Source organism: Microbacterium sp. 2RAF4 (genome assembly GCF_052115285.1).
GTDB classification, from domain to species: domain Bacteria; phylum Actinomycetota; class Actinomycetes; order Actinomycetales; family Microbacteriaceae; genus Microbacterium; species Microbacterium oxydans.
This window is the reverse complement of the sequence record NZ_JBFRGI010000002.1, coordinates 389510-412054: the sequence shown is the minus strand read 5'-3', so window position 1 is coordinate 412054 and position 22545 is coordinate 389510. Positions and strand designations below refer to the sequence as shown.

Annotated in this window: 17 protein-coding genes; 7 read left to right on the top strand and 10 right to left on the bottom strand. The window is 69.8% G+C overall.

Going from position 1 to position 22545, the window contains the following annotated elements:
* Window positions 1-25: 25 nt before the first annotated feature.
* The 4 genes from AB4070_RS06135 to AB4070_RS06120 are packed head-to-tail and all read left to right on the top strand — an operon-like array spanning window position 26 to window position 5285.
* Window positions 26-1195: a glycoside hydrolase family 1 protein gene (locus tag AB4070_RS06135; RefSeq protein ID WP_441979333.1), complete on the top strand. Its 1170-nt coding sequence runs from the start codon at window positions 26-28 to the stop codon at window positions 1193-1195.
* 19 nt (window positions 1196-1214) lie between these two features.
* The gene (locus AB4070_RS06130; RefSeq protein ID WP_441979332.1) at window positions 1215-2756 is read left to right on the top strand and encodes a molybdopterin-dependent oxidoreductase; all 1542 of its coding nucleotides are present in this window, start codon (window positions 1215-1217) and stop codon (window positions 2754-2756) included.
* A 39-nt stretch (window positions 2757-2795) separates the two neighbouring features.
* Window positions 2796-4388 carry a methionine--tRNA ligase gene (gene metG / locus AB4070_RS06125; RefSeq protein ID WP_441979331.1) on the top strand — a complete coding sequence of 531 codons (1593 nt, stop codon included), beginning with the start codon at window positions 2796-2798 and terminating at the stop codon, window positions 4386-4388.
* Between the two features lie 3 nt (window positions 4389-4391).
* Window positions 4392-5285 carry a TatD family hydrolase gene (locus AB4070_RS06120; RefSeq protein WP_441979330.1) on the top strand — a complete coding sequence of 298 codons (894 nt, stop codon included), beginning with the start codon at window positions 4392-4394 and terminating at the stop codon, window positions 5283-5285.
* Here AB4070_RS06120 and AB4070_RS06115 read toward each other — a convergent pair.
* Window positions 5264-6550, bottom strand: coding sequence for an MFS transporter (locus tag AB4070_RS06115; protein ID WP_441979329.1), 1287 nt, complete (start codon window positions 6548-6550; stop codon window positions 5264-5266). The genes AB4070_RS06120 and AB4070_RS06115 overlap by 22 nt on opposite strands.
* A gap of 53 nt (window positions 6551-6603) precedes the next feature.
* Here AB4070_RS06115 and rsmA point away from each other — a divergent pair, with 53 nt between their 5' ends.
* The 3 genes from rsmA to AB4070_RS06100 are packed head-to-tail and all read left to right on the top strand — an operon-like array spanning window position 6604 to window position 9502.
* On the top strand, window positions 6604-7485 hold the full coding sequence (gene rsmA / locus AB4070_RS06110; RefSeq protein WP_441979328.1) for a 16S rRNA (adenine(1518)-N(6)/adenine(1519)-N(6))-dimethyltransferase RsmA: 882 nt from the start codon (window positions 6604-6606) through the stop codon (window positions 7483-7485).
* Between the two features lie 9 nt (window positions 7486-7494).
* Window positions 7495-8562, top strand: a complete 1068-nt coding sequence (gene mgrA, locus AB4070_RS06105; RefSeq protein ID WP_441979327.1) for an L-glyceraldehyde 3-phosphate reductase — start codon at window positions 7495-7497, stop codon at window positions 8560-8562.
* Between the two features lie 7 nt (window positions 8563-8569).
* Window positions 8570-9502 (top strand): 4-(cytidine 5'-diphospho)-2-C-methyl-D-erythritol kinase, encoded by a 933-nt coding sequence (locus tag AB4070_RS06100; RefSeq protein WP_441979326.1) that lies wholly within the window; start codon window positions 8570-8572, stop codon window positions 9500-9502.
* Window positions 9503-9517: 15 nt separating this feature from the next.
* On the opposite strand, the gene AB4070_RS06095 is transcribed toward AB4070_RS06100, so the two are convergent.
* From AB4070_RS06095 to AB4070_RS06055, 9 genes are all read right to left on the bottom strand, one after another.
* Window positions 9518-9979: an Lrp/AsnC family transcriptional regulator gene (locus tag AB4070_RS06095; RefSeq protein ID WP_046749869.1), complete on the bottom strand. Its 462-nt coding sequence runs from the start codon at window positions 9977-9979 to the stop codon at window positions 9518-9520.
* A 285-nt stretch (window positions 9980-10264) separates the two neighbouring features.
* Complete coding sequence (locus tag AB4070_RS06090; RefSeq protein WP_441980552.1) at window positions 10265-11935, bottom strand: helix-turn-helix domain-containing protein; 1671 nt, start codon at window positions 11933-11935, stop codon at window positions 10265-10267.
* 123 nt (window positions 11936-12058) lie between these two features.
* Window positions 12059-13165, bottom strand: a complete 1107-nt coding sequence (gene menC, locus AB4070_RS06085; protein ID WP_441979325.1) for an o-succinylbenzoate synthase — start codon at window positions 13163-13165, stop codon at window positions 12059-12061.
* Window positions 13162-14052, bottom strand: a complete 891-nt coding sequence (locus tag AB4070_RS06080) for a GNAT family N-acetyltransferase (protein WP_441979324.1) — start codon at window positions 14050-14052, stop codon at window positions 13162-13164. Before AB4070_RS06080 ends, menC begins: the two co-directional genes overlap by 4 nt.
* Complete coding sequence (locus AB4070_RS06075) at window positions 14049-15182, bottom strand: M20 family metallopeptidase (RefSeq protein ID WP_441979323.1); 1134 nt, start codon at window positions 15180-15182, stop codon at window positions 14049-14051. Before AB4070_RS06075 ends, AB4070_RS06080 begins: the two co-directional genes overlap by 4 nt.
* Window positions 15182-18514 carry a serine hydrolase gene (locus tag AB4070_RS06070; protein ID WP_441979322.1) on the bottom strand — a complete coding sequence of 1111 codons (3333 nt, stop codon included), beginning with the start codon at window positions 18512-18514 and terminating at the stop codon, window positions 15182-15184. Before AB4070_RS06070 ends, AB4070_RS06075 begins: the two co-directional genes overlap by 1 nt.
* Before the next feature lie 18 nt (window positions 18515-18532).
* Window positions 18533-19576: an ABC transporter ATP-binding protein gene (locus AB4070_RS06065; protein ID WP_441979321.1), complete on the bottom strand. Its 1044-nt coding sequence runs from the start codon at window positions 19574-19576 to the stop codon at window positions 18533-18535.
* On the bottom strand, window positions 19573-21549 hold the full coding sequence (locus tag AB4070_RS06060) for a dipeptide/oligopeptide/nickel ABC transporter permease/ATP-binding protein (protein ID WP_441979320.1): 1977 nt from the start codon (window positions 21547-21549) through the stop codon (window positions 19573-19575). The genes AB4070_RS06065 and AB4070_RS06060 overlap by 4 nt, the downstream gene beginning before the upstream one ends.
* Window positions 21546-22544 carry an ABC transporter permease gene (locus AB4070_RS06055; RefSeq protein WP_441979319.1) on the bottom strand — a complete coding sequence of 333 codons (999 nt, stop codon included), beginning with the start codon at window positions 22542-22544 and terminating at the stop codon, window positions 21546-21548. Before AB4070_RS06055 ends, AB4070_RS06060 begins: the two co-directional genes overlap by 4 nt.
* Window position 22545 lies beyond the last annotated feature (1 nt).

The following is a 22545-nucleotide window of genomic DNA, read 5'->3' as shown; positions in this document are numbered from 1 at the left end:
GCAAGAGAGAGAGAGGAGCGCATCCGTGCTCACATTCCCCGACGGCTTCCTCTGGGGTGCCGCGACAGCGGCCCACCAGGTGGAGGGCAACAACACCACGAGCAACTGGTGGGCGATGGAGCATGCTCCCGACTCGCCCATGGTGGAGCCCTCCGGTGACGCTGCCGACCACTTCCACCGCTACCCGGAGGACATGCGGCTGCTCGCCGAGGCGGGGCTGAACTCCTATCGCTTCTCGGTCGAATGGGCGCGGATCGAGCCGGAGCGCGGGTTCGTCTCGCGGGCGATGCTCGACCACTACCGCCGCATGATCGACACGGCGCGTGAGAACGGACTCGACCCCACCGTCACGCTCATGCACTTCACGGTGCCGCAGTGGTTCCAGAAGGACGGCTTCTGGCGCGCGGACGACGCGGTGGACCTGTTCTCCCGTTACGTCGAGACCGTGCTGCCGATCCTCGACGGCATCGACTACGTGTGCACGATCAACGAACCGAACATCGCCGCGATGCTGGCCGGGGGAGAGGACGCCGCGAACCTCGTCGCCTACGGCCTGCCGAACCCGGACCTCGCCGTGGCCGACACCCTGCTCGACGCGCACCACCGTGCCACCGAGATCCTGCACTCGGTGCCGGGGATCAAGGCGGGATGGACCATCGCCACGCAGGCGTTCCACTCCACCGGTGAGCCGGGAGCGGACGAGATGCTCGCCACGTACGGTGACCCGCGCGACCACTGGTACCTCGAGCAGTCGGCCGGAGACGACTTCGTCGGCGTGCAGGCCTACACCCGCACGTTCATCGGCCCGGAGGGTCCGCGTCCCGTGTCGGACGACGTGGAGACGACGCTCACGGGCTGGGAGTTCTTCCCCGATGCGCTCGAACTGGGTGTCCGCAGTGCCTGGGAGCGCAGCGGTGGGGTGCCGATCCTCGTGACGGAGAACGGCATCGCGACCGCCGACGACACCCGACGCGTCGCCTACACGCAGGGTGCGCTGGAGGGGCTGCACCGCGCGATCGCCGACGGCATCGACGTGCGGGCCTACCAGCACTGGAGCGCGCTCGACAACTACGAGTGGGCCAGCGGATTCCGGCCCACGTTCGGGCTGATCGGCTTCGACCACGAGACCTTCGAACGGTTCCCGAAGCCCTCGCTCGCCTGGTTGGGAGAGGTCGCGCGGCGCAACGGGCTCTGAGCGGGGTTACCCTCGGGTCATGACGAACGCGCAGCACGCGACGAGGGACGACACGCTGCGCTCGGCTGCGGCCGGGCTGAGCGCGTCGTTCCTCGCCGTCGGGCTGGCAGAGCTCGTCGCCGCTGTGGTCGAGCCGAGCGCGAGCCCGTTCGCGGTGATCGGCAGCGGACTCATCGACCTCGCACCGAGCTGGGCGAAGGACACCGCTATCGCGCTGTTCGGCACCGGAGACAAGGTGGCGCTGATCGTGGGCATCGCCCTGGTCCTCGTGGTCGTCGCAGCCCTCGCCGGCATCCTGGAGCGGCGACGGTCGGGCGTCGGCGCGGTGATCCTGGGCGCTCTCGGGGTGCTCGCCGTCGTCGCCGCGATGATCCGCCCCGGAGCGGGGCCCTTCGCCTGGCTTCCCGGCCTGATCGCGGGTCTCGTCGCGGTGGTCGTGCTGCGACTCCTCATCGCCCGACTGCGTCCGGTCACCGGCCTGCACCCCGACGGTGAGGACCGCAGACGCTTCCTGCTGTGGACGGCGGGCGTCGCGGCGACCGGGGCCGTCGCGCTCATCATCGGTAATGTCGCCCGCGGCGCGAGCCGCTCCATCGAGGCGGTCCGCGATGCGCTGCGACTTCCGAAGGCAGCCAGGACGGCGGCCGCGGTCCCTGTCGGCGCGGAGCTCGACATCCCCGGTCTCGCCACGGTCGTGACTCCGAACGCGGAGTTCTACCGCATCGACACGGCGCTGATCGTTCCGCAGGTCGACCCGGCCGACTGGTCGCTCCGCATCCATGGAATGGTCGATCGCGAGGTGCGCATCACCTGGGACGAGCTGCTCGCCATGCCGCTGCAGGAGGCGGACGTGACGCTCGCCTGCGTGTCGAACGAGGTGGGCGGATCGCTCATCGGCAACGCCCGCTGGCTGGGGCTGCCGATCCGCGAGCTGCTCGCGCGTGCGGGCGTCGACGCGGAAGCGGACATGGTGCTCTCCACCTCGGCAGACGGCTTCACGGCGTCGACGCCGCTCGAGGCGCTCACAGACGATCGGGATGCCCTGCTCGCGATCGGCATGAACGGCGAGCCGCTGCCGATCGAACACGGCTTCCCGGTGCGCATGGTGGTGCCGGGGCTGTACGGCTACGTGTCGGCCACGAAGTGGGTCACGCAGCTGGAGGTCACGCGGTTCGACCGTGCCACGGCGTACTGGACGAGCCGGGGGTGGTCCGATCACGGGCCCATCAAGCTGCAGTCGCGCATCGACGTCCCGCGCCGTGGACAGTCGATCCCGGCAGGGGACGCGGTGATCGCGGGGATGGCGTGGCAGCAGCACGTCGGGGTCGCCGGAGTGGAGGTGCGCATCGACGAAGGGCCATGGCGCACGGCGGATCTCGCCACCGCGATCTCCGCCGACACGTGGGTGCAGTGGAGCCTCGACTGGACCGCCGAGAGCGGTTCGCACACCATCGAATGCCGGGCGCTGAGCGCCGACGGCGAGATGCAGACCTCGGATCCGGCTGCCCCCGCACCCGACGGTGCGCAGGGATGGCACCGCATCGACGTCTCCGTCGGCTGAGCGCGAAACCATCCCTCGCGCGGCACCTAGAATTGCTCCATGCCCGCAGGCGATTCCTTCTACATCACCACGCCCATCTACTACCCGTCTGACGTGCCGCACATCGGTCACGGGTACACGACGGTGGCCGTCGACACTCTCGCACGGTGGCACCGCCAGGCGGGCGATGACACCTGGATGCTGACGGGCACCGATGAGCACGGTCAGAAGATGCTGCGCGCCGCGGCGGCGAACGGTGTCACTCCGCAGGAGTGGGTCGACAAGCTCGTCAGCGAGAGCTGGTTCCCGCTGTTGGAGACCCTCGACGTCGCGAACGACGACTTCATCCGCACCACGCAGGAGCGCCACGAGACCAACGTGCAGACGTTCTTCCAGCGCCTGTACGACCGCGGGTACATCTATGCGGGCGAGTACGAGGCGCTCTACTGTGTGGGCTGCGAGGAGTTCAAGCCGGAGTCGGAGATCGTCGACGGCACGGGTCCCTTCGAGGGACTGAAGGTCTGCGCCATCCACTCGAAGCCGCTGGAGCTGCTGCAGGAGAAGAACTACTTCTTCAAGCTCAGCGAGTTCCAGGACCGCCTGCTCGAGCTCTACAAGACCGAGCCCGACTTCGTGCGGCCCGATTCGGCGCGCAACGAGGTCGTCTCCTTCGTGAGCCAGGGGCTCAAGGACCTCTCGATCTCCCGCTCGACCTTCGATTGGGGCATCCCGCTGCCGTGGGACGAGTCGCACGTCATCTACGTGTGGGTCGACGCGCTGCTCAACTACGCCACCGCCGTCGGCTACGGCTCCGACGAGGAGACCTTCGCGCGCCGCTGGCCCGCCTATCACGTGGTCGGCAAGGACATCCTCCGCTTCCACGCCGTGATCTGGCCCGCGCTGCTGATGGCGGCAGGGCTCGACGTGCCGAAGGGCGTCTTCGCGCACGGCTGGCTGCTCGTGGGCGGCGAGAAGATGTCGAAGTCGAAGCTCACCGGCATCGCGCCGACCGAGATCACCGACGTCTTCGGCTCGGACGCGTACCGCTTCTACTTCCTCTCCGCGATCGCGTTCGGTCAGGACGGCTCCTTCTCATGGGAGGACCTGTCGGCCCGCTACCAGGCCGAGCTCGCGAACGGTTTCGGCAACCTCGCCTCGCGCACGACTGCGATGATCGAGAAGTACTTCGAGGGTGTCGTGCCGCCGGCGGCCGAGTACACCGAGAAGGACCTCGCGATCCAGAAGATCGTGGCGGATGCCGCGTCGAACGCGGATGCGGCCATCGCGAACTTCCGCATCGACGAGGCGATCTCGGCGATCTGGACCATCGTGGACGCGCTCAACGGCTACATCACCGCGAACGAGCCGTGGGCGCTGGCCAAGCAGGCGAACAGCGGCGACGAGGAACAGCGCGAGCGTCTCGCCACCGTGCTCTACACCTGTGCCGAGGGGCTGCGCGCGCTCGCCGTGCTGCTCTCGCCGGTGATGCCGCAGTCCACCGAGAAGCTCTGGATCGCCCTCGGCGCCGCCGAGACCCTTGGTCGTCTGCAGGACCAGCCGATCCGCGAGGCCGGAGCGTGGGGCGTGCTGCGCCCCGGTACCAGCGTCAACGGCCTGGCACCGCTGTTCCCGCGGGTGGAGTCCGCGGCCTGAGCGATGTCGGGTACGTACGTGCAGCGCCGCGACGGCGACGGACGCAAGGATCTGAGGTATCCCGCCGCGCCCGAATCGCTGACCGTTCCGGTGTACGACAACCACGCGCACCTGGAGATCGTCGACGGCGACGAGCCGCTGAGCCTCTCCGAGCAGCTCGACCGCGCGGCGGCCGTGGGCATCGCCGGTGTCGTGCAGGCCTCGGGTGACATCGAGTCGTCCCGATGGGCGGTCGAGGCCGCGGAGTCGGACCCCCGCGTCCTGGCCGCCGTCGCCATCCACCCGAACGACGCCCCGACGTACGCGGAAGAGGGCCTGCGGGGTGGCGTGGGCCTGGACGAGGCCATCGCGGTGATCGACGAGCTCGCCGCGCACCCCCGCACCAGGGCGATCGGCGAGACGGGGCTCGACTTCTTCCGCACGGAACCCGAACGCCGCGCCCCGCAGTTCGCGTCGTTCGAGGCGCACATCGCGCTCGCGAAGAAGCACGGCATCGCGATGCAGATCCACGACCGCGACGCGCACGACGCGGTGCTGGAGACACTCTCCCGCGTAGGCGCACCGGAGCGCACGGTGTTCCACTGCTTCTCGGGCGACGATGCGATGGCACGCCTCTGCGCGGATGCCGGATACCACCTGTCGTTCGCCGGCAACGTCACGTTCAAGAACGCGCAGAACCTGCGGGACGCGCTGAAGGTGACGCCGCTCGATCGCATCCTCGTCGAGACCGACGCTCCGTTCCTCACTCCGGTGCCGCTGCGTGGCCGCCCGAATGCGCCCTATCTCGTGCCGATCACGGTGCGTTTCATGGCGGCCGAGCTCGGCATCGACGTCGACGAGCTGTGCGCCCAGCTGGCCGAGAACACGCTGCAGGTCTACGGCTCCTTCGCCGACTGAGCCTCGGGTTCCACGTCTTCGGGCCCGGTCTCGGCGACGGGCTTCGCACTCACGATCTGCGAGATCGGCTTCCACACCAGCAGCAGCGTGAGGGCCGCCCCGACGAAGGCGAACCACCACGGCGCGGTGAGTCCCCACACCTGGGCGATCACGCCGCCCAGCGCCTGCCCGACGACCATCCCGCCGAACACCCCGACCATGTTCACCGAGGCCACCCGGCCCTGCAGCTCGGCGGGCACCAGACGCTGTCGCACGGTCGTGGAGATCGTGCCCCAGACGAACGCGTACGCCCCGAAGAAGAACATGATGATCAGCGCGACCCATCCGACGGTGGTGAAGGCGAACGCCAGGTGCATCAGCACCTCGAGCGAGAGTACGACACGCATCAGGGTGGCGAAGGAGACATGGCGCTCCAACCAGCCGAAGCTGAGCGTCGCGAGGATGCCGCCGGCCGCCGACGCGGTCGTGAGGGCGCCGTAGCCCACCGCGCCCATCTGCAGGTGCTCGGTCGCGTAGAGCACGAGCACACCCCAGGGCGCCGCCCAGGTGATGTTGAACACCAGGATGATGAGCACCAGCATGCGCACGGGAGGGTTGCGCCACAGCCAGCGGAGCCCCTCGGCGATGTCGGTGTGCACCGGCGTGTGCCCGTCGGTCTCGCGCGGCGGCACCGGGGTGCGAGCCATGCGGGAGATGAGGACGACCGCGAAGCTGACGCACACGACTTCGAGCAGGAAAGGCCAGGCGGTGCCGGCGGCGAACAGGAAGGCGCCCAGCGGCGGACCGGCGAACTGGTTCGCCACCAGGTATCCGGCCTGCAGGCGGGCATTGCCGATGCCGAGGTCGGCCGGCTTCACCAGCATGGGCAGGAGCGTGCTGCCCGCCGTGTCGACGAAGACCTCGGCGGTGCCGTAGAGGAAGGCCACAGCGAGCACGATCCAGATGTTCGCGACGCCGGTGATCAGGAAGACGCACAGTGCGAGGAGCACGACAGCCCTGGCGGCGTTCGCGAACATGACCAGGCGGCGTCGGTCGAAGCGGTCGGCGATCGCTCCCGCATGCAGACCGAAGAGGAGCCAGGGGAGGAACTGCAGGATCGCGCCGGCCGCCACCAGGATCGGCGACGAGGTCATCGATGCGATCAGCAGGGGAGCGGCCGCGAGCGCGACGCCGTCACCGACGTTGCTCGTCCACGATGACGCGAGCAGCCATCGGAAATCGCGGCCCATGCGACGGGGCGCGACGAGTTCTCCGAGAGAAGGCACCAGAGAAGACTACTGAGGAGGGGGGACATCGGAGTGTGGGGGAGAATGGGAGGATGACCGTCACCCTGCTCGGCGCCTCCGAGATCCGCCGCCTCGCCGCCGAGCTCGACGTCACCCCGACGAAGAAGCTCGGCCAGAACTTCGTCACCGATGCGAACACCGTCCGCAAGATCGTGCAGGCCGCCCGGGTGCAGCCGCACGAGCGCGTGGTCGAGGTCGGTCCAGGGCTCGGCTCGCTGACGCTGGCGATCCTGGAGACCGGCGCCTCCGTCACGGCCGTCGAGATCGATCACCGGCTCGCGGCCCGGCTTGCACAGACGGCCGCCGAGCACGGTGTCGAGCCCGATCGCCTCACGGTCGTCGATGCGGATGCGCTGCGCATCACCGAGCTTCCCGGAGAGCCCACCGTGTTGGTCGCCAATCTCCCGTACAACGTCTCGGTGCCGGTGCTGCTGCACTTCCTCGAGAACTTCGCCTACCTCCAGCGCGGCGTGGTGATGGTCCAGGCCGAGGTCGCCGAACGGCTGGCAGCGAAGCCCGGATCGAAGATCTACGGCTCGCCCAGCGTCAAGGCCGCCTGGTACGGCGAGTGGAAGCTCTCCGGAAACGTCTCCCGCCAGGTGTTCTGGCCGGTGCCGAACGTCGACAGCCTGCTCGTCGGCTTCGACCGGTCCGAGGGGGAGCGCGGCACGGAGGAGGAGCGCCGTCGCACGTTCCAGATCGTCGATGCGGCTTTCAACCAGCGCCGCAAGATGCTCCGTCAGGCACTGTCCGGGATCTTCGGCAGCTCGGCTGCCGCCTCGGAGGTGCTGACCGCCGCCGGTGTCGCGCCGACGGCTCGGGGTGAGGACCTCACGGTCGAGGACTACCAGCGCATCGCGCAGCACGCTCCCGCGCTGGACGTGCTCTCCGACGATGTCGCTTCCACGCAGTAATCTGGCACCGTGACCGACTCCCCCCGCTTCCGTCCCGATGTCCCCGAGCTGCACCGTCCGTATGCTGCGGACGAGAGCCGCTATCAGCAGTTCGCCTACCGTCAGGTCGGCACGTCCGGCCTGTACCTGCCCCCGATCTCGCTCGGGCTGTGGTGGAACTTCGGCGACAACATCCCGCTCGACAACCAGCGCGCACTGCTGCGCCACGCGTTCGATCGGGGCATCACGCACTTCGACCTGGCCAACAACTACGGCCCGCCCTACGGCTCCGCCGAGAAGAACTTCGGACGCATCTTCGCGGAAGACCTCCGGCCCTACCGCGACGAGCTGATCATCTCGTCGAAGGCCGGATGGGACATGTGGCCCGGCCCCTACGGCGACTTCGCGAGCCGCAAGTACATCCTCGCGAGCGCCGAGCAGTCGCTGACGCGGATGGGCCTCGACTACGTCGACATCTTCTACTCCCACCGTGTCGACCCCGTCACCCCGATCGCCGAGACGGTCGGCGCGCTCGACACGCTCGTGCGCCAGGGCAAGGCCCTGTACGTCGGCATCTCCTCCTACAGTGCGGAGCGCACGGCCGAGGCCGTCGCCGTCGCGAAGGAGCTCGGCACCCCGCTCGTCATCCACCAGCCCGCGTACTCGATCCTCAACCGCTGGATCGAGGACGGACTGACCGACACCCTGGAGCAGTCGGGCCTCGGCGCGATCGCGTTCACCCCGCTGGCTCAGGGCCTGCTCACCGACAAGTACCTCGGAGACGGCACGGCCGAGCGTGCGCAGAAGCGCGGCTCGCTGCCGGAGGGCCGGCTCACGGACGAGGCCGTGCAGACCCTGCGCTCGCTGAACGAGGTCGCTCAGAGCCGTGGCCAGTCGCTCGCGCAGCTCGCGCTGCAGTGGACGCTGCGCAGCCCCGTCGTCGCCTCGGCGCTGATCGGCGCCTCGCGCCCGGAGCAGCTGGATGAGAACATCGCGGCCGTGAACGGTCCCGAGTTCACGACCGAGGAGCTCTCCCGCATCGACGAGCTCGCCGGCGCGATCGACGTCAACCTGTGGGCGAAGTCCTCGGAGCTGTGATCCGATCATGAGCCATGCCGCGTCCGCCGACTCCGTGCACGTGCGCGCCCCGGGGAAGATCAACGTCTTCCTCGGGGTCGGCGGCCGGCACGACGACGGCTATCACGCGCTGGCGACGGTTTTCCAGGCCGTCTCGCTCTACGAAGACGTGATCGCGCGCCCCGCCGACGACTTCTCGGTGTCGGTCTCCGGAGTGGAGGACATCGAGTCCGTGCCGCTCGACGACCGCAACCTCGCGATGCGCGCGGCCAAGCTGCTCGCCGTCGCCGTGGACCATCCGGGCGGGGTGGCGCTCGAGATCCGCAAGAGCGTGCCCGTCGCCGGCGGTATGGGGGGAGGCTCGGCGGATGCGGCAGCTGCCCTCGTGGCGTGCGATGCGCTGTGGGGCACCGGACTGTCGCAGGCTCGACTGCACGATCTCGCCGCGCGTCTGGGTGCCGACGTGCCGTTCGCGTTGCACGGGGGAACGGCCGTCGGCACCGGCCGCGGCGATCAGCTCAACCCGGCGCTCGCTTGCGGACGCTTCGACTGGATCCTGGTGCCCAGCGAGCAGGGGTTGTCGACGCCCGTGGTGTACGAGCGCCTCGACCTGCTCCGTGAGGAGGAGGGCGCCCTGGCCGACGACCCGCCGCTGTCGCTGGACGTGCCCATCCCCGTGTTGCAGGCGCTGCGTTCGGGGGACACCGCCCAGCTCGCCGACACCCTGTTCAACGACCTGCAGGCCGCGGCGCTGTACGAACGACCCGACCTCGCCGAGACGATCAGCCTCGGGGTCGCCGCCGGTGCGCTGCAGGGCATCGTGTCGGGCTCGGGGCCCACGATCGCGCTGCTCTGCCCCGACCCCGAGACGGCGCAGGACGTGCAGTCGTCCCTGCGGGAGAACGGGCTCGACCCGCTGCATGTGCACGGCCCCGTGCCGGGTGCCCGCATCATCGGCTGAGGATCGTGTGCCGGCTCAGTCGGCCTGCAGGAGTGCGCTCACCCGGTAGGGGATCACTTCGCGCAGAAACAGGCTCGTCGACGTGCGGAGAATGCCCGGGCACAGCCGGACGACCTCGGCCACGCGGTAGAGGTCGTCGGGATCCTTCGCGACCACACGCAGCAGCAGGTCGGTGTCGCCGGCCGGAGCGAAGCACTCCAGCACCTCGGGGACGCGACTGAGCGCATCGATCGCATCCGTGATCTGATGCTGATCGAGTTCGACCAGGATCGAGGCCGCGACACCGCGCCCGAGCGCCTGCGGCAGCACCCGCGAGCTGTGCGCGCGCAGGTAGCCTCCGGATTCGAGACGATCGAGTCGAGCGTGCACGGTGCCGCGGGCGAGGCCGAGGTCCTGGGCGATCAGGGCGACCGGACGGCGGGGGTCGCCGTCGAGTACCGTGAGGATTCTGCGGTCGGTCGCGTCGAGGTTGGCCATTTCGATCACTGTCGCCTTCTCTGTGGGGTCATGATTGATCGGATCGTTCAATCAGAACTCACTCTATGGTCTGAATGATCGTGCTGTGCTGAAATCAGTGTCAGATACGCACGATGCCGGCCACGAGCGGGCATCACGCGCACCCGAACGACAGGCCACGAGCCTCACGACCAGGGTGCAGAGGGCGACGGGCCACGAGCCTCGACCGGCCCCGTCCCTGCAGCCGCCTCGTTCAGCAAGGGGGCGGGGCGGGCGCACTCTCCTGATGTCAGGGCCGTCCGCGCTTCAGTCGCGGGGGACCAGCAGCCGCAGCTGCACCATGGCCGAGAACCGTGCTTCCGGGTCGGCGAGGTCGAGCCCGCTGATCTCCGACAGGCGACGCAGCCGGTAGCGGAACGTGTTGGGATGCGTGTACACGCGGGCTGCGGCGACGGCCACATCTCCGAACGCGTCGAGCCAGGCGCGCAAGGTCTCCACCAGGTGCGTCCCCTTCTCCCTGTCCTGCGCCAGCAGCTGCGCGACCGGACCGGTGGGCTGATCGCCCCTGGCGCGGACGAGGTCGGCGAGCTCGACCAGCAGCGCCTCCATCTGCACCGAAGTGAACCGTGCGACCGATTCGCCCGACGGCGCCTGACGGACCACGCGGAGAGCGCGGTCGGCATTCGCGCGCGAGGACGGGATGTCTGCGACCGCCTCCGCCACCGTGCCGACGCCGATGCGAATCTCCGCGGTCGCACCGAGCCGGCCAAGGAAGTCCGTGGCGACGCGCGCGGCGCGGCTGTCCGCGTCGGGATGCTCCGGTCCGGGATCGGCATCGCCCTGCTCGGGGCGGATCCCGACGACGGCGTACACGACATCGCCGATCACGGCCACAGCCGAGCGGAGGTACACGGCCCCCAGGTGCACGGCGAACGCATCGGCGATCCGCTGCCTCTCCGCGACACCTCGTGCCCCGGCGGACGGTTCGTCGTCGATGTCCTCCGTAGCGGACAAGGCGAGGACGACGCACCGATGATCGCTCAGGCGCAGACGAGCCGTCGCATCCGCAGCCCCCGGCCCTCCCTCCAGGATCGTGGAGAGCAGGTCGGCGCGCAGTCGGCGCTCCACGTCGGCGCCGGCGCGCAGGCGCAGCATGTGCAGCGCCACCAGACCAGCCGAGTCCTTCAGCGCCCGCACGCGGTCGGGGGAGAGCGGCTCCTGCACCGCCGCCCAGATGGAGCCGAGGATCTCGTCGCCCGCACGCACGGCCAGCGCCACGCGCGGGAAGGACGGCAGGCCCTCGGTGTTGAGCACCGGTCCGACGTGGATCGGGTCCTCGCTGCGGTACAGCTCCTGGAAGACGCCGCGCTCCTCGAGCTGCCGCGCGAACCGTTCGGGAACCTGCCGACCGAGCACCGTCTCGATGCGCGCCGGATCGGCCTCGTGCTGGCGGCCCGAGAACGCGACGACCCGCGAATTGCGGTCCTCGATCGTGACCGGCGCGTTCAGCAGCGTGGCGATCGCGTTGGCGAGGGCGAAGAGGTCGCCGGAGGGCATGCCGCCCAGTGTCGTCGTTCCCTGGTCGCCGACGTCGCCCTCGGCGATGAGCGAGCGCAGCATCGCAGCCAGCTGCGCCCACGACGCCCCGCGGGTGAGCGCGAGCACCGGGATGCCCGTCGCCTCGGACGCATCGCGCACCGGTTGTTCGGCCCGCACCGGAGCACGCAGCACGAGGGCGGTGGCGTGCTGGGCGGCGAGGTTCTGCAGGAGCTCGGCGATCTCATCGGGATCGCTCAGCCCGACGCCGAGCACGAGTGCCCCGCGCATCGGCATCGCGTCGTCGAGGACGTCGTGGATGACCACGGTCTCGATCTCGGCCTCATCGTCGTCGGCGCCGCTCACCACCTCGAGCAGCGTGGTGCCGAGGTCTTCGATGACCCTGCCGAGGCTGGCACGGGGCCTGGTCGTCACGGACATGAGCACAGCGCCCAGGCTAGGGGGCGACCACGGGTGGGGGAGCTGTGGGGCACGACGAAATCGTATCGACTCTTGGTCGATCTCGACAGGATCGTCGTGCCCGCACGGGCCGTCAGCCCGTTCTCAGAACGTGATCCACTCGGTGCGGATCGTCACCGCATCCAGCGCTTCCCGGTCTGGGGTGACCCCGATCCCCGGGCCGGTCGGCACCGTGAGCGTGCCGTCCTCGACGATGAACGGCTCGGTGATGTCGCGCGAGTAGTACCGTCCGGATCCCGAGGTGTCGCCGGGCAGGGTGAAACCGGGGAGAGCGGCGAGGGCGACGTTCGCCGCGCGGCCGATCCCGGTCTCGAGCATGCCGCCGCACCACACCGGGATGTCGTTCGCCGCGCACACATCGTGGATGCGTCGTGCCTCCAGGTATCCGCCCACACGGCCCGGCTTGATGTTGACGATAGAGCAGGCGCCGAGGGCGATCGCATCCGCTGCAGCCCTGGCCGACACGATCGACTCGTCGAGGCACACCGGGGTCGTGATCGCCCGGGCGAGCTGCGCGTGTCCGAGAAGGTCCTCCTCGTCGAGCGGCTGCTCGATCAGGAGCAGGTCGAACGGGTCGAGCTTGGCGAGGTGCCGCGCGTCACCGCGGTGGTACGCGGTGTTCGCGTCGACCTGCAGCAGCACGTCGTCGCCGAAGCGCTCCCGCACGGCGCGCACCGGTTCGATGTCCCATCCGGGCTCGATCTTGAGCTTGATGCGCACGTACCCTTCGTCGAGGTAGCCGCCGACGGTGTCGAGCAGCTCGGGGACGGAGTCCATGATCCCGACGGAGACACCGCAGTCGACGCGCTCACGCACCGCTCCGAGCTCACGCGAGAGCGGAACTCCGGCGGCCCGCAGCTCGGCGTCGAGGATCGCCAGCTCGACCGCGGCCTTCGACATGCGGTGACCCTTGAACTTCGCCAGCGCCGGGGCGACGCCGCTCGCATCGAGATCCTTCACCTGCGCGAGCGCCGGCAGCAGGAACCGGGTGATCACGTCGACGCTCGCCTCGACGTACTCGGAGGAGTAGAGCGGATCGTTCATCGCGACGCCTTCGCCCCACCCCTCCGCCTCGTCCGTGACGGCGCGGACCACCAGGGCCTCGCGCACGGTCTGCACCCCGAACGATGTCCGGAACGGCGCCACCAGCGGCATCTCGATCACACGCAGCTCGAATCCGGTGAGCTTCATCCCTGTTCTCCTCTGTCGATGGTGTACGCGCCGGAGCGGTCGAACGAGAGCACGCGCCCTCCACCCTCCAGCGATGATCCGAGCGTCTCGCGCAACGCCAGACGCCACGCGGTCGCACGAGCGGGTTCGGTCAGACGCAAGGTCTCGATGTCGCGTGGCAGCGCCACCCGTACCAGGCGCGCGTCGGTGCGATGCCGCAGCGGGGCGAGGTCCTCGCCCACGCTGAGCAGCGGTTCGGCGGTGTCGACCCCGTCGGTGGCCATCTGCTCGATCGCAGGCACCGGCTCCCCGTGACAGGCGGCGACCACCCTGGGGTCGCGCACATACCAGGTCACGAGCATCCGATCGGTGTCGTCCGCCCCGTTGAGAGCATCGGCCATGTGTCCGTAGAAGTTGCGGTGATACGACGTCGGGGTCGCGGCGAGCTTCACGAGATTGAAGTGCGCGTTGCGGCTGATGAGCGGGTCGAAGGTCCAGGAGATCTCATCCAGACCCTCCTCGAGCGCCCAGGCGCGCTGGTGCACCTTGAGGGCGAAGCCGACGCTGCGACCGCGCATCCGCGAGGAGACTCCCGCGATGTGGCTGTGCAGCGCACGCTGATCGGGAGCGGCGAAGAAGCCGAAGCACGCACCGACGAGCTCATCGTGCTCGAATGCTCCGCCCACGTAGCTGCCGGCCTTCGACAGCGCCCGCAGCGTCTCGACGTTCACGGGGGAGGCTTCGCCCTGCTTGGTCCAGATGCTCTGGAACAGCTCGGCGACCAGGGTGAAATCGTCCACATCCTCCAGCAGGCGGATCTCCACCCCGGCTTTCGACGCGGCGGCGTTCGCGGCGTCGGCCGCTTCCTCCGGCGACGCGCGGAAGGCCGCGGCGTCCGTCAGGCTCATGCCCGTTCTCCGTTCCGCGCCGGCGTGCGTTCTCTGACGGCGCGGATCAACTCCTGCAGCAGCACGATGCGCTCCGGGATCAGCGCGACGATCACGTGCTCGTCGTCGGCGTGGGCTCCGCCGCCGACTGCGCCGAGGCCGTCCAGCGTCGGCACCCCGAGAGCGGCCGTGAAGTTGCCGTCCGAGGCTCCGCCGACCGCGACACCCTGGAAGGGCGTCAGGCCCGCGCGCTCGGCGAGCTCGAGCGCCAGGGCGAACAGCGGTGCCGAGGATTCGGGCTCGAGTGGCGGACGGTTCGCACCGCCGACCACGCGCACGGAGGCACCGGGGAGAGTGGCAGGGATCGCACGGAGGGCCGCATCCACGCGCTGCTGCTCCGCGACCGTGCGCACGCGCACGTCGACGGAGAACTCCGCGTCGGCCGGCACCGTGTTGGTCGTGCTCCCGGCGCGCAGGAGGGTGGGGGTCACGCTGGTCCCCGCCGCCTGGTCGCCGAGCCGCGCGACCGCGAGGAGGAGGTGGGCCGCCTCGACGGCGGCGTTCACCCCGCGCTCCGGTTCGAGTCCGGCGTGAGCGGCGCGCCCCGTGACATGCACACGGTAGAGCGAGACGCCCTTGCGTGCGATCTTCACGGCACCGCCGTCGGCTGAGGCCTCGAGCACGAGCACCGCAGCGCAGCCGACCGCCTCCTGCTCGATCAGGGTGCGCGAACTCGGAGAACCGAGTTCTTCATCACCCGTGATGAGGATGCTGATGCCGGTGCGATCGGGCAGTGCAGCGACGGCATGCAGCGCCATCACGACGCCCGTCTTCATGTCGAAGCATCCGGGTCCACGGAGCACACCGTCGTCGATGCCGAACGGCAACCGCCGCAGGGAGCCGACCGGCCACACCGTGTCGTGGTGGCCGAGGAGCAGCACGACCGGATCACCGAACCGCCAGCGCAGATGCGTGCGCCCGTCGATGACGATGCGTTCCGGGGCGATCCCCAGCAGCCTCTCGCCGAGGGCCGCCACGACGTCGGCGCTGCGGGAGACGGCTTCGAGGTCGTCCGACGGCGACTCGCAGGAGACGAGTGTCTCGATGTCGGCGAGGACCAGCTCGAGGTCCGCGTCCGCCTGCACGCGCATCACGACACCTTCGGCGCTGCGCGCACACCGTGGTGCAGGTAGCGCTCGCCGCTGGGCAGGGAGTAGAAGACCACGGCATGCCACCCCTGCTCGCCCTCCGGTCGCATCACGAACTCGCCGTGACGTACCGGGACCAACGGGTGCTCCTGCACCGGATCGGGGAGGAGGGCGGCGAGCGGGCCGTTGAGCGTGGTGCGCATGCGAAGGCCCTCGTCGTCGCGGAAGATCTCGGTGCGGACCCCGGAGCGATCGTAGATGCCCTCGAACTCGGAGAAGTCGTCGGCGAACGGCTCGGCAGGCGGGGTGAGGCCTGCCGGCACGTGCACATCCGCGAGCTCGGAGAAGATCTCGTCGAACAGCTCGGCGTACAGGTCGTGCGTGTTGCCGCCGTTGGTGAGCATCGTCACCGCGAGCTGCTCGTCCGGCAGGATGCGCAGGAACGCCGCCTGGCCGATGGTGTTCCCGTCGTGGCCGTACAGTCGGCGCCCGTCCCAGTCGAACAGGATCCACCCCACGCCCCAGGCATCGCCGAGGGAATACGGGTCGGGCATGTCGACCTCCCGCTGCTGCATCCGTCGCACGCTCTCCTCCGACAGCACCCGCGTGCCATCGGCTGCGAGTCCTCCCGTGAGGTGCATGCGCGCGAAAGCGAGCACGTCGGCGGTCGTGGAGTTCACCAGTCCCGCCGGACCCATCGCGCGCGGGAGCATCCAGGCAGGGGCGAGCGTCGGTCCGTCATCGCCCACTTCGGTGTGGCCGCTGGCGGCGCGGAACATGATGGCCTCTTCGGGGAGCGTGCAGGAGTGCGTGAGACCGAGGGGCGTCATCAACAGATCGCGCATCGCCTGGTCCCAGCTGGTACCCGTGATCTTCTCGATCACTCGACCGGCCAGCACGAATCCCGAGTTGCAGTACGACATGGTGGCACCGAGCGGGTGGTTCTGCGCGACGCCGTCGAGCAGGGCGACGTACTTCTCCAGAGTGTCGTCCCCGCGGCCGGTATCGGTGAACACGTCTCCGTCGATCCCGCTCGTGTGGTTGAGCAGGTGGCGCATCGTGACGGTGCGGGTCACTTCGGGATCCGACGAGGCGAACTCCGGGACGTACTCCACGATCGGGGTGTCGAGGTCGAGCCTGCCCTCGTCGACGAGTCGCATCACCACGGAGGTGGTCCACACCTTGCTCATCGAGCCGATCTGGAACACCGAGTCGTCGGTGGTCTCGATGCCCGTGCGCACGTTGAGTATGCCGTGATGCGCATATACGGGCTCCTCCCCGAGACGGAGGATGCCGAGGGTCGCCCCCGGGACCTTGTGGGCCTCGGCCAGGGCGCTCAGCCGTTGCTGCCAGTGCCGGGCGTCGAGTCGTGCGCGCACCGGCTTCCCCGCGGGCGGGGCGTACTGCTCCACCCAGTCGATCACCCGCTGTGAGAAGTCGGCGCGGTGCGACGGCGGCCCGGACAGCACGAAGAGGTGCGAGCCGCCGGGGTAGAGCACGAGGCGGGTCGGCACACCGCGCTCGCGCAGCGCGGTGAACCACTGCTCCGCCTGACCCACCGGGCAGCGGTCGTCGGCTGCGCCGTGCAGGATCAGCGTCGGCGTCTTCACCTGATCGACCCGCGTGAACGGCGACTGCGCGGAGATGCGCTCCTCGTCGCGCCAGGGCAGACCTCCGTTCTCCTTCGAGGAGAGGTAGTGGCCGAAGTCCGACGTGCCGCCCATCGAGAACAGGTCGGTGACGACGCCACCGGCGACGGCGGCCGCGAAGCGGTCGTCGCGCGAGGTGAGGAAGCACGTCATGAAGCCGCCGTAGCTGTAGCCCGTGACCGCGAGGCGCGCAGGATCGGCGATGCCCTCGGCGACGAGGGCATCGATCGGCTCGAGGAAGTCGTTCGCGTCGTTGACTCCCCAGCCGCCGGAGACCGCCGAGAAGAACGCGTCGCCGTAGCCGTCGCTTCCTCGGGGGTTGACGGTCAGGACCGCCCAGCCGCGGCGCGTGAGCACCTGGTGGTACGGGTGCGCGATGTCTGCGGCCCCGTTCCAGGCGTTGTGCGGCCCGCCGTGGATGTCGAGCAGCAGAGGGAGCGGGCCGGTGGCGTCGGGGTCGCGGCGCAGCCACCCCGTGACGACCGTGCCGTCGGAGATCGTGAAACGGCGCTCCTCGGCTGGCACCAGGTCGAACTCGGGAGTGCCATAGTCGGTGAGGGTGCGCGCGGTGCCGTCGGAGAGGTCCAGGAGCGAGACATCGCCGAAGGACTCCGGCGTGGCGAGCACGATCGCCGCGGACGATCCGGCGACCGACAGTCCCGAGACGTTCGCGGTGCCGTCCACGAGCGACACGGCACCGGAGCCGTCCTGCGCGACCCGGTACACGTGCGAGTAGCCGTTGTCGCGAAGGCAGAACACGATGTCGCCGTCTTCCGTGAACTGCGGCATGCCACCGGGGTACCCCGGACCACCGGGCATCACGTTGCGGTCGATCCCCGCGGTGAGGTTCCGCGGGTCTCCGCCGTCGACGGGGAAGAGCAGCAGGTCCGCGTTGCCGACCTCGGTGTCGGTGCGTCCGGCCGCGAGCACGTGGCGACCGTCCGGGGTCCAGCCCACCGCCGTCGCCTGCACGTCGGCGGGGCTGACCTGCACCGGCGGGCTGTTCGGATCGGTGGACGAGCACACGAGCACGGGGATCCGCATCGTCAGGTCCGCGTCGTCCTCGACGCTCGCGGAATAGGCGATACGGGTGCCGTCCGGCGACCAGAAGGGCTCGGAGGCGTGCGAGCGTCCACGCGTGAGCACGGTGATCTTCCCGGAGGCGACGTCGAGCACGTGCAGCTGCTGCACGAGTGTGCCGAGGTTTCCGGCGCCATCCGCCTTGTATCCGAGACGGTCGGTGCCGGTGGGAGCCGAACGACGGGCCAGGATGGTGTCCTTGTCCTCGCCGGGGAGTGCCGCACTGTCGACGGGGGCGGTGAAGGCGATGCGTGCACCATCCGGACTCCAGGCCGCCGCGCCGGCGCCGAGAGGGAGAGCGGTCAGGCTGCGGCCCTCGCCTCCGCCTGCAGGGAGGACCCAGAGCTGCGCTGGTCCGTCCTGTGCCCGCAGGAACGCCAGCTGCGCACCGTCGGGGCTCCACACGGGGGCAGAATCCCCCGTGCCGTGCGTCAGCGGTGCGGGGGCTCCGCCGGAGGACGCCACCTGCCAGAGCGCGCGGGTGTCGCGGTCGCCGTCGCGGTCGGTCGTCCGCAGCACGTAGGCGATGCGGGTGCCGTCCGGAGACAGCGCAGGCTGCTCCGGTGTGCGGACGGAGAGCAGGTCGTCGACGGTGACGCGGTTCATGAGAGCTCCAATCGATGGTCAGTTCACTGTGTCCGCTGAGAGCGGGGACGGTGTTGTGGTCGCGGCCGAAACCAGGGGGATGCTTTGGGAGGTGGGCACAGTTCCGAGCGCGACGTCCGCATGGGTGCCGGCGAAATGGCATGCGGCTCCGGCTGAACCGGAGGGCAGGGGAGGATCCGCGATCACGCAGATCTGACGATCGGGTCGCGCCGCGGGACCGATCGGGCACCGCGGGTGGAATCGGCATCCGCTGGGCGGTGCATGCGGATCGGCGGGCTCCACGTCCACGGGGGCGAGCGGGTCGACCGCCAGCAGGTCGCCGTTCCTGGTGGGCGCCGCCTGCAGCAGGTCCCTCGTGTACGGGTGCTGCGGGTCGGCGAGCACCTGCTCGGTGGGTCCGAACTCCACGATCCGCCCCAGATACATCACGGCGATGTGGTCGCTCAGATAGCGCACGACCGAGAGGTTGTGCGAGATGAACAGCATCGTGAGGTCGAGTTCACCGCGCAGCTCCCGCACGAGGTTCAGCACCGAGCCCTGCACCGACACATCGAGCGCCGAGGTGATCTCGTCGGCGATCACGACCTCCGGCCTCGCGGCGAGGGCTCTGGCGAGGGCGATGCGCTGTCGCTGCCCGCCGGAGAGCGCTGCCGGAAGAGACGGGGCGCGGTCGGCGTCCAGGCTCACCAGGTCGAGCAGTCGGGCGACCTCCGCCCGTCGAGCAGCGGTGCCGCGGATGTCTCGGGGGAGCGCCTCGGCGATGGACTCGCCGATCGTCATCCGGGGGTCGAGCGAGGAGAACGGATCCTGGAACACCATCTGGATGGGGCGCCGACGACGGAAGCTCCGCACATCCGCACCGTCGAGTGTGATCGTTCCCTCACTGATCGGCGCGAGGCCGATCGCCGCGCGAGCCAGCGTCGACTTGCCCGACCCCGATTCGCCGACCAGCCCGACCACGGACCCGGACGGCACGACGAGGGAGACGTCGTCGACGGCCGTGAGACCGGCGCGGTGCGTTCCGTATCGCACACTGACCCGATCGAATCGCAGTTCGCTCATCTCAGGACCGTCTCTTCCTCTTCAGTGCTCGTCTCGTCAGCAACCGTCTCGTCAGCAACCGTGGCGATCGCCACGGGTACCGGCGCCTCGCCGTCGACCGGGTGCCAGCACGCGACCCGGTGTCCCGCTGCATCGGCCACGAGTTCGGGGTCGCTCTCGCGGCACAGATCGGTGGCGAGGGGGCACCGGGCGGCGAACGCGCATCCTACGGGGAAGGCCCCTGGTGCCGGCGGGCGGCCGGGGATCATCTTGAGCGGCTCGCTGCGGTCGGCGTCGAGCTCGGGCACGACCTCGAGCAGTGCCCTGGTGTACGGGTGCCTGGCGTCGGTGTGCAGGGTCGCCGCGGGCAGGTCTTCGACGATGCGGCCCGCGTACATGACCAGCACCCTGTCGCAGGTCTGCGCGACCACGGCGATGTCGTGGCTGATCAGCAGGATCGCCGCATCGGTGTCGCGCCGCACTCCCGCGAGTAGCTGGAGCACCTGTCGCTGCACCGTCACGTCGAGCGCGGTGGTGGGCTCGTCGGCGATGATCAGCCGCGGGTGGTTCATGAGTCCCATCGCGATCATCGCGCGCTGCCTCATGCCGCCGGAGAACTCGTGCGGGTACTGGTGGGCGCGGCGGGCGGCCGCGGGCACCCGCACCGACTGCAGGCGCTCGATCGCCCGGTCCATGGCCTGCTTCCGCGTGATCTCCTGGTGTTCGGAGGCTGCCTCGGCGAGCTGCGATCCGATGCGCCTGGTCGGGTTGAACGACGTCATCGGGTCCTGGAAGACCATCGCGAGCGACGTGCCGAGCAGGCTTCGCACCGACCGATCCGAGGTGGTCAGCAGCGGGGTGCCGCAGAAGTCCAGCTTCGCGGCGGCGACATGGCCGGGACGCTCGATGAGCCGGGCTGCGGCGAGGGCGGTCAGGCTCTTGCCGGACCCGGATTCGCCGACCACGCCGATCGCCTCGCCGCGCGACACGGTGAACGAGACGCCGCGCACCGGGGTGACCCACCCGGCGGGCGTCGGGAAGGAGACGCGCAGGTCGTCGACGAGGAGCACCACTTCTTCACCGTCGACCTGCGCGGGCTTGCTGGCATCGAGTCCGGTCGCTCCGGAGAGCGCGACGGCGGGGAGGCGGTGGCGGCGCCGAGCCGACCGTCCGCCCAGGGCTGCAGCGGCGGTCTCCCCGAGGAGGTTGAAGGCGAGGCCGGCGATCACCACGGCCACGGCCGGTCCGAGCGCCGCTGCGGGGTTGAGGTAGATGCGGTTGAGGCCCTCGCCGAGCAGGCGACCCCAGTCGTACTCCGGCACCTGCACGCCCAGACCGAGGAACGAGAGTCCGGCGAAGGCCAGCAGTGCGGAACCGGCCGCGACGGTCGCGTTCACGATGAGCGGTTCGCCGATGTTGGGCAGGATGTGGCGGATGAGGACGCGCACGCGCGAGACTCCGGCGACCCTGGCAGCGGAGATGAAGTCGCGACCGGCGATCGCCGCCGACAGGGTCTGGGTGAGACGGGCGAACTGCGGCGCCATCGCGAAGCCGATCGCAAGCACGGCACCGGTGGAGCCGACCCCGAAGATGACGGCGAAGAACAGGGCGAGGAGGAGGCCGGGGAAGGCCACGGCGATGTTGACGAAGCCGACGATCGGGCGTCCGACCCATCGGGGGAGCACCGACGGTGCTGTCCCGAGCAGCGTTCCGGCGACCACGCCGATGAGCACCGCGACCACGGCGAGCACCACCGAGAGCCGGGTCGCGACCAGTACGCGGGCGAGCACGTCGCGGCCGAGGGCGTCGGTTCCCAGCAGATGCTCCGCGCTCGGTCCCTGCGTGATCGCGGTCGGGTCCACCTGCTCGGCCTGGGCGCCCCAGATCACCGGGGCGAAGATCGCGCCGAGCGTGACGAGCAGGATCAGGCCGAGGGCCGTTATGCCGAGGGGCGAGCGAACGATGCCGGACCATGCCGTGCGTGCGGACATCATGCCTCCCTGATGGCGGAGCGGGGATCGAGGAGCGCGAGGATCACGTCGATCACGAGGTTCACGACCAGCACCCCCACGCCGTAGACGAGCACGATGCCCTGCACGACCGAGTAGTCCTTGGTGAGGATCGACTGCACGATCATGGTGCCGAGCCCCGGCCAGGCGAAGACGTTCTCGACCAGCACGGTGCCCGCGACCATGCCCGTCAGGAGCAGGCCGGTGAGGGTCAGGGTGGCGGTCATGGCGTTCGGCAGCGCGTGGCGGGAGTAGATGCGGTGCGGGGCGAGACGCTTGGCCCGTGCCGTGCGGATGAAGTCCTGGCCGAGCACGGAGAGCACCTCGACCCTGATGATGCGCGAGAAGACCGCGATCGGCCCGACCGCGAGTGCCACGACCGGCAGCACGAGCGCGAACGGAGCGGTGTTCCCGGCGACCGGGAACCACCCGAGCGACACCGCGAACACGTAGACGAGGCCGACGGCGAGGAGGAATTCGGGGATCGCGGCGAGGATGACCGAACCGGTCGCGAACGCCAGCTCCAACCCGCGTCGGCGACCGCCGCGGGTGGCGACGGCCATGGTCACCCCGAGCGGGACCGAGACCAGCAGGACGAGCACGACCGCGAGCAGGGCGAGCTGGAGGGTCGCGGGGAGCCGGGTGGCGATGATCTCGGAGACGGGCTGGCTGGTGATCATCGAGGAGCCCATGTCACCGGTGAACAGCCCCCCGATGTAGCGGAAGTACTGCACGATGAGCGGCTGGTCGAGGCCGAGAGCCGCGCGCCGGGCCTCGACGAGCTCGGCCGGGGCGTTCAGCCCGAGCGCCGCGCGCACCGGGTCGCCAGGCACGAGGTGGATCATGAGGAAGGCAGCCGTGACCAGCACCCACACCGAGAGCAGGAACTGCCCTCCGCGCCGGACCAGGAAGGACAACCAGGGGTTGTCCGACCGGGCGGATCTGATCAGTATCGCCTGCGTGGCGGTGGTGCTGGCCATC

What these genes read in the sequence shown, in the direction of transcription:
- AB4070_RS06060 (WP_441979320.1), bottom strand. Translation starts at nt 21,549, where the DNA reads ATGATGTCCGCACGCACGGCATGGTCCGGCATCGTTCGCTCGCCCCTC.
- AB4070_RS06075 (WP_441979323.1), bottom strand. Translation starts at nt 15,182, where the DNA reads ATGCGCGTGCAGGCGGACGCGGACCTCGAGCTGGTCCTCGCCGACATC.
- AB4070_RS06130 (WP_441979332.1), top strand. Translation starts at nt 1,215, where the DNA reads ATGACGAACGCGCAGCACGCGACGAGGGACGACACGCTGCGCTCGGCT.
- AB4070_RS06120 (WP_441979330.1), top strand. Translation starts at nt 4,392, where the DNA reads ATGTCGGGTACGTACGTGCAGCGCCGCGACGGCGACGGACGCAAGGAT.
- AB4070_RS06070 (WP_441979322.1), bottom strand. Translation starts at nt 18,514, where the DNA reads ATGAACCGCGTCACCGTCGACGACCTGCTCTCCGTCCGCACACCGGAG.
- AB4070_RS06100 (WP_441979326.1), top strand. Translation starts at nt 8,570, where the DNA reads ATGAGCCATGCCGCGTCCGCCGACTCCGTGCACGTGCGCGCCCCGGGG.
- AB4070_RS06055 (WP_441979319.1), bottom strand. Translation starts at nt 22,544, where the DNA reads ATGGCCAGCACCACCGCCACGCAGGCGATACTGATCAGATCCGCCCGG.
- AB4070_RS06080 (WP_441979324.1), bottom strand. Translation starts at nt 14,052, where the DNA reads ATGAGCCTGACGGACGCCGCGGCCTTCCGCGCGTCGCCGGAGGAAGCG.
- AB4070_RS06095 (WP_046749869.1), bottom strand. Translation starts at nt 9,979, where the DNA reads ATGGCCAACCTCGACGCGACCGACCGCAGAATCCTCACGGTACTCGAC.
- rsmA (WP_441979328.1), top strand. Translation starts at nt 6,604, where the DNA reads ATGACCGTCACCCTGCTCGGCGCCTCCGAGATCCGCCGCCTCGCCGCC.
- AB4070_RS06065 (WP_441979321.1), bottom strand. Translation starts at nt 19,576, where the DNA reads ATGAGCGAACTGCGATTCGATCGGGTCAGTGTGCGATACGGAACGCAC.
- AB4070_RS06090 (WP_441980552.1), bottom strand. Translation starts at nt 11,935, where the DNA reads ATGTCCGTGACGACCAGGCCCCGTGCCAGCCTCGGCAGGGTCATCGAA.
- metG (WP_441979331.1), top strand. Translation starts at nt 2,796, where the DNA reads ATGCCCGCAGGCGATTCCTTCTACATCACCACGCCCATCTACTACCCG.
- menC (WP_441979325.1), bottom strand. Translation starts at nt 13,165, where the DNA reads ATGAAGCTCACCGGATTCGAGCTGCGTGTGATCGAGATGCCGCTGGTG.